This window comes from Paenibacillus aurantiacus (genome assembly GCF_042431225.1).
Lineage (GTDB): Bacteria > Bacillota > Bacilli > Paenibacillales > Paenibacillaceae > Paenibacillus_Z > Paenibacillus_Z aurantiacus.
On record NZ_JBHMDO010000055.1, the window covers coordinates 53,285 to 66,496 of the forward strand.

The 13,212-nt window shown below is 56.4% G+C and carries 13 protein-coding genes; all 13 read left to right on the plus strand.

What is annotated here, in order from left to right; all coding sequences use genetic code 11:
- The first annotated feature begins 105 nt into the window (after nt 1-105).
- Nucleotides 106-1,053 (plus strand): LCP family glycopolymer transferase, encoded by a 948-nt coding sequence (locus ACFFSY_RS34040; protein ID WP_377502900.1) that lies wholly within the window; start codon nt 106-108, stop codon nt 1,051-1,053.
- 88 nt (nt 1,054-1,141) lie between these two features.
- Nucleotides 1,142-3,067: an asparagine synthase-related protein gene (locus ACFFSY_RS34045; protein WP_377502902.1), complete on the plus strand. Its 1,926-nt coding sequence runs from the start codon at nt 1,142-1,144 to the stop codon at nt 3,065-3,067.
- A 30-nt stretch (nt 3,068-3,097) separates the two neighbouring features.
- Nucleotides 3,098-3,229 (plus strand): paeninodin family lasso peptide, encoded by a 132-nt coding sequence (locus ACFFSY_RS34050; RefSeq protein WP_377502904.1) that lies wholly within the window; start codon nt 3,098-3,100, stop codon nt 3,227-3,229.
- Nucleotides 3,230-3,331: 102 nt separating this feature from the next.
- Complete coding sequence (locus ACFFSY_RS34055; protein ID WP_377502906.1) at nt 3,332-4,261, plus strand: aldolase; 930 nt, start codon at nt 3,332-3,334, stop codon at nt 4,259-4,261.
- Nucleotides 4,258-4,542 carry a lasso peptide biosynthesis PqqD family chaperone gene (locus ACFFSY_RS34060; RefSeq protein ID WP_377502908.1) on the plus strand — a complete coding sequence of 95 codons (285 nt, stop codon included), beginning with the start codon at nt 4,258-4,260 and terminating at the stop codon, nt 4,540-4,542. Before ACFFSY_RS34055 ends, ACFFSY_RS34060 begins: the two co-directional genes overlap by 4 nt.
- Nucleotides 4,543-4,573: 31 nt before the next feature.
- A complete protein-coding gene (locus ACFFSY_RS34065) occupies nt 4,574-5,059 on the plus strand; it encodes a lasso peptide biosynthesis B2 protein (RefSeq protein ID WP_377502910.1) in 486 nt (161 codons plus the stop codon).
- Between the two features lie 109 nt (nt 5,060-5,168).
- A complete protein-coding gene (locus ACFFSY_RS34070; RefSeq protein ID WP_377502912.1) occupies nt 5,169-6,968 on the plus strand; it encodes an ABC transporter ATP-binding protein in 1,800 nt (599 codons plus the stop codon).
- A gap of 184 nt (nt 6,969-7,152) precedes the next feature.
- Nucleotides 7,153-7,605: a PilZ domain-containing protein gene (locus ACFFSY_RS34075; protein WP_377502914.1), complete on the plus strand. Its 453-nt coding sequence runs from the start codon at nt 7,153-7,155 to the stop codon at nt 7,603-7,605.
- A gap of 212 nt (nt 7,606-7,817) precedes the next feature.
- Complete coding sequence (rfbB, locus tag ACFFSY_RS34080; RefSeq protein ID WP_377502916.1) at nt 7,818-8,801, plus strand: dTDP-glucose 4,6-dehydratase; 984 nt, start codon at nt 7,818-7,820, stop codon at nt 8,799-8,801.
- Nucleotides 8,802-9,125: 324 nt separating this feature from the next.
- Entirely contained in the window at nt 9,126-9,404 is a 279-nt protein-coding gene (locus tag ACFFSY_RS34085) for a hypothetical protein (protein WP_377502918.1), read from the plus strand.
- Nucleotides 9,405-9,625: 221 nt separating this feature from the next.
- A complete protein-coding gene (locus ACFFSY_RS34090; protein WP_377502920.1) occupies nt 9,626-10,561 on the plus strand; it encodes an ABC transporter ATP-binding protein in 936 nt (311 codons plus the stop codon).
- Nucleotides 10,554-11,360: an ABC transporter permease gene (locus ACFFSY_RS34095; protein ID WP_377502922.1), complete on the plus strand. Its 807-nt coding sequence runs from the start codon at nt 10,554-10,556 to the stop codon at nt 11,358-11,360. Before ACFFSY_RS34090 ends, ACFFSY_RS34095 begins: the two co-directional genes overlap by 8 nt.
- Nucleotides 11,361-11,772: 412 nt before the next feature.
- Nucleotides 11,773-13,200: a cardiolipin synthase gene (gene cls, locus ACFFSY_RS34100; protein WP_377502923.1), complete on the plus strand. Its 1,428-nt coding sequence runs from the start codon at nt 11,773-11,775 to the stop codon at nt 13,198-13,200.
- Nucleotides 13,201-13,212 lie beyond the last annotated feature (12 nt).

Genomic DNA, 13,212 nt, shown 5'->3' on the forward strand with positions numbered 1-13,212 from the left:
AAAATAGATGATACAATACGTAACAAGCAATAGGGCTCGGGTGAACAGCCTAGGCACAAAGTCATGCGTTCTCTTAATTTATTCGAAGGACGGATGCGTACGAAGATGAGAACGAAGAAAACCGCGAAAAGGATCCTGCTTGGATCGGCAATCGTGCTGGGCATCGCCGCCATAGGACTGGCCGGCTATGCGTACCGCTTGTACAACTCCATTGAGGAGACGGCTTCCATCATATATGAGGAGCCGGCGAAGCCGGTGTACCAGAGCAAAGATCCCGAGGTGAAGCCCGTGGCGAAGCCTGCCGCGGCGAACGCTGAACAGCCAAGCCCATTCACCATACTGGTCATGGGCGTAGACGAACGGAAGAACGACCGGGGCCGATCGGATACGATCATCGTGCTGAGCGTGAATCCCGTTAAGAAGTCCACGCTTATGTTCAATATTCCTCGAGATACCAAAACCGCGATCATCGGCAGAGGAACAAACGACAAAATCAATCACGCTTATGCATTCGGCGGCATTGAAATGTCCTTGCAAACCGTGGAAAATTTTTTGGACTACCCGATCAATTATTACTTGAAGGTTAATATGGAAGGCTTCTCTCGCATTATCGATCTGATGGGCGGCGTGGACGTCAACAACCCGTTCGCGTTCCGTTACCAAGGGGAAGACTTTCGTCAAGGCAAGCTTCACCTGGATGGCGAACGCGCTTTGCTATATTCCCGCATGCGGTACGACGATCCGCAGGGGGACAAGGGCAGGAATGCGCGGCAAAGGCAGATACTCAAAGATCTTATGAAGAACGGCGCAAGCCTTTCTTCCATCACCAAGATCGACGGGCTATTGGCCGCCGCCGGCGATCATGTGAAGACGAATTTGACGTTCGACGAGATGAAGACGCTCTTGAGGGACTATCGGCCCAGCCTCGAACGGTTGGACACCGAGGAGATCAAGGGGAGCGGCGAGATCTCGGGAGGCATATGGTACTTTAGGGTCAGCGAAGACGAGAAGGCTAGGCTGCACGACGCGTTGAAGAATCATCAGGCGGGATAAAAAAATATTCATCAATTTACAAGTTACATATTGTATCATTGGCGAAAGTATGATACAAATAGTATCAAGGAATTACACGGAGGGCGTTATGAGCATTGTAGCCGGTGTTTACAATTACGATCATGTTTCGGTATCCGATGACATCAAACACCATATCTTGCAGGCGCTATCCAAGTCGACGGCCGATGCCGTCGGCACCTGGCAGCAGGACGGCGTATTCCTGGCCTGCCGCAATCAAACGCCAACCTCCTCTTCGCCTCATGAGCAGCTTCCAAGCTGCGACGAGCCTTCCCGGACCGCGATCACGGCCGATGCCGTCATCGATAACCGCGGCGAGCTCTGCGGCATGCTGGGCCTAAGCCGCGCCGACGAAGCGCGCTTAAGCGACAGCGAGCTGATTCGGCTGGCCTATGTGAAATGGGGCGAAGAGTGTCCACGATATTTAGCGGGCGATTTCGCATTTGTGATCTGGGACGCCGGGAAGCGGACGCTGTTCGGAGCGCGCGACTTGCTGGGGAGCCGGACGCTGTATTACCAGCGACGCTTCGGCCGCTTCGCATTCTGCTCCTTCTTGAACCCGCTCTCGAGCCTACCCGACTTCCAACGCCGGCTTTCAGACGCGTGGCTCTCCCACTTCTTGGCCATCCCTTCCATGGTGGAATCGACAGACCCTTCCGCCACCGTATACTCGGATATCTTCCAACTCCCGCCCGGACATTCCATACGAGTCCACGACGGGAACGTCGAAGTAAGGAGCTATGGTTCGCTGATCCCGCAAGATATGCTGCGGTTGAACGGCGAATCCGAGTACTTGGAGGCGTTCAACGAGCTGTTCCGGCAAGCGGTGGAGTCGAGGGCGAGAACGGACAAAGGCGTGGGGGTGGCGCTCAGCGGAGGATTGGACTCGACGGCCGTCGCAAGCGTGGCTGCCGAGTACCTGCGCGGTCAAGGCCGGAGCCTTCGAGGCTACAGCATGATACCGGCTCCAGGCTTTGCGGACTGGACGTCCGCCAACGAGATGGCCGACGAGACGCCGTTCGTACAAGCCACGATCGACCATGTCGGCAATATCGAAGGTACGTACTTGAACGCCGCGGGCAAAAGCCCCTTCACGGAAATCGACGAGCTGCTCGGAATATTCGAAGCGCCTTACAAGAACTTCGAGGGAACCTTCCGGATCAAGGATATCTACAGCCAAGCTTCGAACGATGGCGTCGGCGTCCTGCTGACGGGCGCGAGGGGGAACTACACCATCTCCTGGGGGTCGGCGATCGATTATTACGCCCTTCTGTTGAAGCGATGGCAATGGATTCGTTTCTACCGGGAACTGACCATGTTCCGCAAGCAGACTCGCGTCGGCATCAATCGGATTATGCCCGTCATTGGGCGCCAAGCCTTCTCGTTCTTGCAAAGCAACGAGCCGGAACCGGAGCCGCCGCGCTTGATTCATCCTGACTTCGCCAGACGCACCGGCGTGTGGGAGTCCTTGCGGCCGGATGAGGCGGGTTTCGGCAAGTCCAAGAACGATGTCCTGCAGGAGCGCCAAAACTATTTCGCCAATTCGGCGGTGCTGCACTTGCAGGGAGCGGTCGGTAGCAAATTATCGGCGAAGTATCGGGTATGGGAGCGGGATCCGACGGCGGACGCGCGGCTAATCCGATTCTGCCTGAGCGTCCCGTTCGAGCAGTATGTGGTTGGAGGCATCGGACGTTCAATGATCCGTCGGGCGATGACTGGCCGGTTGCCGGATCAAGTGCGCCTTAACCAGCGCATTCGCGGGGCGCAGGGCGTGGATTGGGTGTACCGGCTGACCCCGCACTGGACGGAATTCACCGATGAAGTGAAGCGAATCTGCGCCGACTCGGCGGTCGCCGGTCTGTTGAATCAGCAGCAGTTACGGACATCGCTGACGAACGTGGGAGCCTCGCCTCGCCCAGAATTGGCCGGTGACGAGGATATGAAGCTGCTTATGCGGAGCGTCATTTTCTACCGCTTTATCAAACAGTTCCATTAACTAATTGCACTTGAAAGGAGGTGAAACCAAATGAAAAAGAACTGGGAAACGCCAGAGTTGGAAGTACTTAACGTGAGCGAAACGCAAGCAGGTTGGGGTTTGACGAAAATCGACTACACATACGTTAACGGCAAAATCGTTGACGCGGACATCTATTCCTAAGTTTTATGAAGCATGACGCAAGCGCCCTTATACAATAGATCGTTGTATAAGGGCTGCTTTCGTTTTGCGGATCCCGATGTTGAAGGTGAAGAGGTGTTACCGATGCTTACCATTAACCGAACAGCTTACGACGCATTCGGGCTGACGATCAGCAGCGAAATTCCATTTCCAGAGCTGGCTTCCGCCCGTACATCCCATGAGCATGCGGACTTGGTCATTGCTTACGCGGACCTGGCCGGCACGTGGGCGCAGCTGGGCTGTCCCGACAGCGATTATGTAATTACGGAATTGGGCGTGTTCTACCGTATCGCGGGCGTCGCCGTTTTCCAAGTGCAAGATGGCGCGCGCGTGTATGTATCGCCGCTTGAACACGCAGAGAAAGAGAAAATCCGCCTCTATTTGCTCGGCACGGTCATGGGCACGGTGCTGCTCCAGCGGGGCATGCTGCCGCTGCACGGCAGCGCGGTCGTCATTGACGGAGGTGCGTATGCGTTCGTTGGCGATTCCGGCGCGGGCAAGTCGACGCTGGCTGCGGCTTTTCTGGATGCGGGATACGAATTGTTGACTGACGATGTGATCGCCGTTCGCACAGGCGTCATGGGTGAACCCGAGGTGGTGCCAGCCTATCCCCAGCAGAAATTGTGGCAGGAGAGTTTGGATCACATGAAGATGGATGCGAACGAATACGAGCCGCTGTATCAAGAGGTCACGAAATTCGCTGTTCCGGTAAGCGCTAAGTTCCACAACGGTGCAGTTCCGTTGAAAGGCATTTTCGAACTGGTGAAGACGGAGAAGGAAGCCTGGTCCATACGGCCGTTGAATGGTCTGCAGTGCCTGCCTTTGCTGTCCCATCATACGTACCGCAGTTTTTTGATCGGCGCCATGCGATTGATCGGGTGGCATTTCGAGGTTATTACGCGGCTATTAAATCGTGCCCGAGTTTATCGGGTCGAACGGTCGGTACATACATTTACCGCGCCAATGCTGGTCGAGGAAATCGTCAGGTTAGCCCATAAGGAGGAGTTACAATGAGCGGTTCCGTTGCGCTGGAACAATCCTATCAACAAGTAGAAGGCAATCTCGTCAGCGACATGAACGGCGAGAAAGTCATGCTGAGCATCGCGTCAGGAAAGTACTACAATTTGGGCCAGGTCGGCGGCGCTATTTGGGAGCGGCTGCAAGCACCGGCTACGATTGCATCCGTCGTGGATCAACTGACGAACGAATACGAGATCGACCGCGATACCTGCGAAAGCCAAGTCATCCGTTTCATCGAGAGCCTGCTTAAGGAAGGTTTGGTCAAAGCGGTGTAAGCCGGATCGGATGGAAAGAGGTTGAGCGGCAATGTGGAAATTAGTGCGTCGTTTACTATCCATGCGTCCGCGCGAGCAGCTGCTCGTGCTGGAGGCATTCGTTTTTTTGGGATGGGCCCGCATCATGAAGAGCCGGCCGTTCCACAAGCTTGCGCCTAAGCTTGGCATTCACATGGAGGAGACATCCCGCAGCCACCGTACGGAGGACGAGGCGGTCATTCGCAGCATTTCCCGGGTCATAAAGCGCGTAAGTCCCCATACGCCATGGGAAAGTATGTGCATGGTAAAGGCCATGGCCGGCATGAAAATGTTGGAGCGAAGAAAGTTGGAAAGTACGTTGTATATGGGAACCTCCCGCGATAAAGAAGGCAAAATGATTGCCCATGCTTGGCTTCGCACAGGGCCATTCATCATTACAGGCGCCGAAGAAGCGCCGGCATTCACGGTCGTCAGCAAATTTGCCCGCCCGCTGGCCGAGACGCGCGCGCCGGGGAGCGTCGCGCAGGAGCGCTCATGACCGGCGACCGGGACAGACCAGGGGCAACCGTGGCTGAATTGTTGCGCCGCTTGCTCTACCGAACGAAAACCTATTTACCCATTTGCAGTGTTTATAGGAGAGGGAAAACATGTCCCACGTCATGATTTATATGAAGAAACTGCAAGCTTTCGCAGGCATCAAGCTCTATTTGAATCTAATCGGCATGGTCGTCATCAGCTTGCTCGAGAGCGTGAGCATCTACATCCTCATTCCGATGCTCGGCTTCATCGGCTTGCTCAGCGCCGGATCTGCGTACAGCAACATGCCGTTCGTGGGCGAGCTGGAGCGCGTGGTGAACGCGGTTCCGGAGCGCTATCAGCTGACCGTCATCCTTGCGCTATACGTCGTGCTTATTATGGGCCAAGCGCTGCTTCAGCGTTTCCAGACGGTGCAGAACATGCGCATTCAGCAAGGGTTCAGCGGCTATTTAAGATTGGAAATTTATCAGGCGATCATGCGGGCAGGCTGGTCGTTCTTCCTTCGCAAGAGGAAGGCTGATTTTAATCATATGATGACGCAGGAGCTGGCCCGGGTGAACCAGGGCGTCTACCTTATCCTGTCGATAGCGACGTCGCTTGCTTTCACGGGTATACAGATCGTCTTCGCGTTCGCGTTGTCCTATCAGTTGACGTTATTCGTTCTCGCGTTCGGTCTTGGGCTTGCGCTATTCTCCAAGAAATTTCTGCGCGGGGCGAAGAAATACGGCGCTCGCATATCGGAGCTGTCGCAATCGTACATGCGCGGATTGACGGAGCATTTCAACGGCATCAAGGACATCAAGAGCAACCGCCTGGAAGCCCAGCACCTCGACTGGTTCCGTTCGGTGAGCGACCGGATGGAGACGAACATGGTGCAGTTCACGAAGCTGCAGGCGACGACCCAACTGTTCTACAAAATCGCGGCCGCCGTGCTCATCGCCGCCTTCGTCTTTCTGTCGTATCGGGTGTTCCACGTACAGGCGGAGTATCTGCTGCTTATCGTCTTGATCTTCATGCGGCTGTGGCCGCGCTTCTCCTCGCTGCAAGCCAACTATGAACAGCTGATGTCGACGGTCCCGGCTTTCAAGGCGATTAATGAGCTGATGCGCGATTGCGAGGCGGCACGGGAGACGATCGCGGCCGCGGGCTCGGACCGCATCCGCATCGAAGAGGGGATCGAATGCCGTCACATCGCGTTCCGCTATGAAAGCGGAGACGGCGATTATGCGCTATCCGGCATCAACCTCCATATCCCGGCCAACAGCATGATGGCGATCGTCGGCAAGTCGGGCGCGGGCAAGAGCACGCTGATCGACATTTTGATCGGCATGCTGAAGCCGGAGCGAGGCGAGCTGCTGATCGATGGCAAGCCGCTTGGACCTGCGAACCTGGCCGCCTTCCGCAGCTCGGTCAGCTACGTGCCGCAGGATCCGTTCTTGTTCCACGCGAGCATTCGCGAGAACATGCTGCAGGTGAAGCCGGACGCGACGGAGGCGGAGCTGTGGGAAGCGCTCGAATTCTCGGCGTCCGCCGACTTCGTCCGCAAGCTGCCGCAAGGACTGGATACGCTGATCGGCGACCGGGGCATCCGGTTATCCGGCGGCGAGCGGCAGCGGATCGTGTTAGCTAGGGCGGTGCTGCGCAAGCCGGCCGTGCTCGTGTTGGACGAGGCGACTTCGGCGCTCGACAACGAGAACGAGGCGCATATCAAAGAATCGCTCGATCGGCTGAAAGGCTCGCTGACCGTCATCGTGATCGCGCACCGGCTGTCGACGATCCGCAATGCGGATCAGGTCATCGTGATGGAGGACGGCCGCATTATCCAGCAGGGCGGGTACAACCAGCTTTCCAAAGAAACCAAAGGAACCTTCAGCCAGCTGCTGGCCTACCAATCGGGTTCCGCGTTATAGACCGCGTTCATTGAGGGCGAGCGGGCAAGCCTCTTTCATAAGGAGAAGTCCTTCATGGAGCAGGAGGCTTGCCTTTTGCGACGCCATAGATGGGAACGTTTTCTTTTCTGTGAATGTCATGATACAACTTGTATCATTATTAGGCGGCGAATGCAGCCAATACTCGTCGGAGGAGCCGTTAGCCATGACCATTCCTAATCCCGCTGTCCGCAAAGACATGCGCATCCGTCTGACGGATGGCACGAAAGCGATGATTTCGATTTACCGCGTGTTCGGCAACGATGTCCATTCCGGAGAAATTCCGGTGTCCGTGCACAATATGAGCCCGACGGGCATGCAGTTCGCGACGCATCTGCGATTCCCCGTCAGCGACGATTTCGCGATCCGGATTAAAGTGAAGCTCGGCGACTGGGAATTCGCGTTGATCGGCCATATTCTATGGCGGCGCAAAGAGGAGAATCAATATTTGTACGGCTGTGCGTATTTGCCGGACCAGAAGGTGAGACTTGCGATCGTGCGCGCGCTGAACGAGAAGCTGCGGACCCAGAACCCGCAGCAGACGCGTATCCACGACTTGTACCAGCGGATGACGGACAAGGACCGGTTCGTTCGGCTTCGTCTGGATGCGCGAGGGTAATCGGCCGGCTATCGGCCGCAGGTTGCTCCGCCAGAACGGATACGAGGCTTGCGAATGTCCCGACTGGACTCTCCCGGCGTAGGGGTTAAGGCACAAATCTTGGCGGACTCTAGCTCGGTTGCCATTTTAACCATACGGAATATCCGTCTCTCGCATATATTTATCCTTATGAGGCAGCAAACAGACTACCAATAGGCGAGGAGTGAAAAGGCGTGCGTATGCTGGTAACCGGCGGGGCCGGTTTTATCGGAAGCCAGTTTGTCCGCTATATGCTGGAGAAGTACCCGGATTACGTGATCGTGAATTTCGATGCGCTGACGTATGCCGGCAATCTTGACAATTTGGAGCAGGTCGCATCAAATCCGAACCATATCTTCGTTCGCGGCGATATCACTGACGCCGAAGCGGTTGGACGCGCGATAGATGCCTACCAGATCGAGGCAATTGTGAATTTCGCGGCGGAATCGCATGTGGACCGGAGCATCGCGGACCCGGGCTTGTTCGTGCGCACGAACGTGCTGGGCACGCAGACGCTGCTCGAAGCGGCGCGGCGGCGGGGCACTCGCAAATACGTCCAGATCTCAACCGACGAGGTCTATGGGACGCTTGGCGAGACCGGTTACTTCACGGAGGCGACGCCGCTTGCGCCCAACAGCCCTTATTCGGCGAGCAAGGCCGGCGGGGACTTGCTGGTCCGCTCGTACTACGAGACATACGGCATGGACGCCAGCATAACGCGGTGTTCGAACAATTACGGTCCGTATCATTTCCCCGAGAAGCTCATTCCGCTCATGATCACGAATGCATTGGGCGATCTGCCGCTTCCCGTCTACGGGGATGGCCTGCAGGTGCGGGACTGGCTTCACGTCCGCGACCATGCGGCAGCGATCGATCTCGTGCTGCACCAAGGCAAGCCGGGCGAAGTGTACAATATCGGGGGGCATAACGAGCGTCGTAACCTGGACATCGTCAAGCTCATTCTGGGACTGCTCGGCAAGCCGGAATCGCTCATCCGCCACGTGCCGGACCGGCTGGGCCATGACCGGCGGTACGCGATAGATCCGGCCAAAATAACAGCTGAGCTCGGCTGGCAGCCCGCGTATACGTTCGACATCGGGATTGCGGAGACGGTGCAGTGGTATATCGACAATGAACGATGGTGGCGGCGGGTGCAATCCGGCGCGTATCGCGTTTAGGTCATGAGGCCGACAATAGGCTGATCGGGCCGGCGGTTAGCGGACGGCCCTTTTTTTGACCGTATTTGTAAACGCATACACAAGGCGAAACGGCTGTCGCCGTCTTTTGCGGCGAGGTTCGTTCCGTTCCCGAGAAATACAGGGTAATTTATAAACGTGAAACTATAAACCTGTATTTTGACAAAATACGCGATCTTTCGGTGATCTGTATTGACATTTCTCGATATCTGTCATAATCTAAAATTGTTGGATACGTAATGTAACATATTTCGAGACATTGATACATATAGTATTAGGGACAATGGGGTCAAAGGAGAGGATCGAATGTTGAAAGATCGTTTTTGTTGCGTTAGCTGCGGGGAGATGATTCAGCACGAACAAGCTCATCTCGTATTCCGTACCGGATTCTTCCGGACGATTCAACCGCTCGGCTGCTGCAAAGTCTGCATGGACCGTGAATCCGTCGCGGCGACCGCGGCCGTAGAAGCACCAGTTGAGGGCAGCCTCGTACATATGCCGCAAGCGAAAGCGGGCGGCGCCTACAACGAATCGATACCCGCGGCATCCTATGCCGTACCTATCCCAATGGTAGCGTCCCTGTAAGTTCATAGCCGCACGTCTATAGAGAGAGAACTTAAGGCCCGCCACGGAGATTGCCATCCGCGGCGGGCCTTAATTTTTGGTCAATAAACTTCCAAGACCTTCCTTATTGGCGTATAATAATAGGGTTGAGAAGCGATAACTGTCTATTAGCGGCTGTTCAAAAAGTCGCCATTTGATCACGAACTCGCACTAAAAGACAGACGCGGACAAGGGGGGATACCATGGAGAGGCTTGCACCGAACGGTTCCATTGTGCAGCTGAAGAACGTGACCAAACGAATCGGACGCCGCACGATCATCGAGAATTTGTCGCTGGATTTACCCGAAGCGCAAGTATTCGGATTTCTCGGACCGAACGGCTCCGGCAAAACGACGACGATCCGGATGATGGTCGGTTTGATGGCGATGACCGAAGGGGACGTCGTCATTCGCGGACATAGCGTCCGCCACGATTTCGAGAAGGCCATCCGCCACGTCGGCGCTATCGTCGAGAATCCGGAGATGTATAAATATTTGTCCGGTTATGATAATTTGCTGCTATTCTCCCGCATGATCCCGGGCATTACGCGCCAGCGGATCGATGAGGTCGTCGAGCTGGTCGGCTTGAAGGGGCGCATACACGACAAGGTGCGAACCTATTCGCTCGGCATGCGCCAGCGGCTCGGGGTTGCGCAGGCGATCATGCATAAGCCGACGCTGCTCATTCTGGACGAGCCGACGAACGGGCTGGATCCGGCGGGAATCCGGGAGCTTCGCGATTATTTGCGCAAGCTGGCCAAGGAGGAAGGCATCACCGTGTTCGTGTCGAGTCACTTGCTGTCCGAGATGGAACTGATGTGCGACCGCGTCGCCATCATTCAGGCGGGCAAGCTGATCGACGTTCGCGACATCGGACAGGCGGCCGATGCGGACGGAGCGGGAGCGGCCACGTACTTCTTCGACGTGGATAAGCCGGAGGACGCGCTCAGCCTGCTGGCTGGCGCGCATGGCGCTCATGCTTCCGAGGGCGGACTTGCCATCGCAGGCGGCCGCGATACCGCCGCCGATGTCAACGCGCAGCTGGTGCGCGGCGGCATTCGCGTCTATGGCATCCGCGTGCATAACAAATCGCTCGAGGATCAGTTCCTGGAGATGACGGGAGGCGAGCGGATTGTTTGATTTTCTGCAGCTGGTGGCGAACGAGAATTTGAAGATTTACCGCAGAGTCCGGACGTGGATCATGTTCGGCATCCTGATTTTGCTCGTGCTGGCCATCTCGCTCATCGCCAACTATATGCCCGGCGGCGGCGCGAGCAGCGGCTGGGCGATGATGATGTCGGAGACGCAGATCCTGTTCATGTTCGTGACGATCTTCACGGTCGTCGTATCGGCGGAGACGGTCGCGGGCGAATTTACATCCGGCACGATCAAGCTGCTGCTAATACGGCCGTGGAGCCGGTCCAAGATCTTGTTGTCGAAATACATCTCGGTCATGCTGTTCGCCTTCGCGCTCGCGGCGCTGCTGTTCGTGCTAACCTTCGGGGTGAACGCGCTTCTGTTCGGCTCGGGCGGCGCGCGAGCCGATGTTCTCTCCGGATTGGGCACGACCCGGGACATATCGCCGTTTGGCTATATGCTGGCCTATTATGCCTTCGAGTTCATCAGCCTGATCATGATCGTCACCGTATCGTTCATGATCTCGACCGTCTTCCGCAGCGGCGGCTTGGCCATCGGATTGTCGCTGTTCTTCCTGATGGGCGGCAGCGTGGTGTCGCTGCTGCTCATGCAGCTCGATTATGCCTGGATCGATTATTTGCTCCTGATCCATCTGGACTTGACGACCTATCTAACCGAGCCGGGTTTCCAAATTAGGGATGGCGTCACGTTAGGGTTCTCCTTGGCCGTGCTGGCCGTCTACTACGTACTCATCATTGCAGTCACCTGGCTCGTGTTCAACAAGCGGGACGTGGCGACGTAAGACACGCTGCACCGCGCCCGGGATGTTCGCGAATGAGGGTGCGTCCGCCTGCGCGGCATCTCAGAACGAGCTTGAAGAACCTTCCTCTCCGTTCTAGCGGGGGGAAGGTTCTTTCTTCATTTGCGCTTGAAGTCGGCGAGCGACATCGCCCGGTACCTGCTTACGCAGTTGGCGAGGCGTGGTGTCGCGATTGGGACAGTTTCACGGCGTCCACTCGATCTTGAGCAGACGAATTATTTCGCTCTTGGCGACGAAGCCGTTTAAACCGGCCGATATCCGTTTTATATGGTAGTAGGCGGATTATATTTCGTTTCAGGCTGCGAGAGGGCGCAAAAGATCCCCGTGAACGGTATAGCCCGGCAAGGCGGCGCGAATGATAACCTTACTTCCAATAACAGGAGGAGCTAGAGCGATGATTTGGATCCTGCTGGCGCTGCTTGTCTTTATTTTTCAGATTGGGACCATCCTGATCCTGGAGTTTCGCAAGCCTTCGAAGACGGTTGCGTGGCTGCTGATTTTATTCATTCTCCCGATTGTAGGCTTCATCATGTACTACTTTCTAGCGCAGGAATACCGGCATCGCAAGACCGTCCGCAAGCGCAACGTCGTAGCGGAGGAAATGCGGCTTCAAGCGCTGCGAAGATGCAAAATGGTGCACCGTCCGACAGAGCTGGGCATCGGCGAATTCAGTCACCAGGAGCGGCTGTTCCGGCTGCTCTCCGGGATGTCCACCTCGCCGATTACGGGCTGTAACCAAACAGAGGTGCTCACGAACGGAGAGGCCACCTACGCTTCCATCCTGGAGGCGATCGAGGGGGCCAAGCATCATATCCACGTCGAATATTACACGATCCGCAACGACGGAATTGGCAACAAGCTGAAGGACGCGCTTATTCGGAAGGCGAAGCAGGGGGTGGAGGTGCGGGTCATCTACGACGGCGTCGGCTCGCTCGAGCTGCATGGCGGTTATATTCGGGACCTCCGGGAAGCCGGCATCCATACGCAGTGCTTCCTGGCGCCGCGGCTGGCGCTCTTCGACAAGCGGATCAATTACCGGGATCACCGGAAAATCGTCGTCGTCGATGGCCGCATCGGCTTCGTTGGCGGCATCAATATCGGCGACGAGTATTTGGGCGGCAATCCGAAGCTCGGATTCTGGCGCGATACGCATTTGCGGATCGAGGGGGACGCGGTTTACTTTTTGCAGGACGTCTTTCTGAAGGATTGGTGGTTCACCGCCAAGGAACGGCTCAGTGATCCGGCCTACTTACCCGAGCATAACTGCGTTGGGGATGAGCAGGTGCAGATTATTTCCAGCGGTCCGGACTCGCTGGCAGACGCCATTCTCGAATGCGTCTTCGCGGCGGTTTCGGTGGCGAAGCGGCGGATTTGGATTACGACGCCGTATTTCATTCCCGACGCGAGCATTCTGATGGCGCTGCGGACGGCGGCGCTGAGCGGCGTCGACGTGAGGCTTATTATCCCGTTCGTGGCGGATTCCAAATTGGTGCTGCGGGCATCGCTGTCGTATGTCGAGGATTTGCTGGCGGTGGGGGTACGGATCTACAGGTACCGCAAAGGCTTCGTCCATGCCAAGGTGCTCATCGTGGACGAGATGATGGCTTCCGTCGGCACGGCCAATATGGATATGCGAAGCTTCTTCAGCAATTTCGAGCTCAACGCGCTGTTATTCAGCCAGAAGGCAATCAAGCGGCTGGAGGGAGATTTCCTGGACGATTTGCGCGCTTGCGAGGAGCTGAGCTTATCCGTATTCGAGCGGCGGCCAAGGATGGCCAAAGCAGGCGAGGTGCTGGCGCGCATGCTGTCTCCGCTGCTGTAGCGGTTCCGTAAA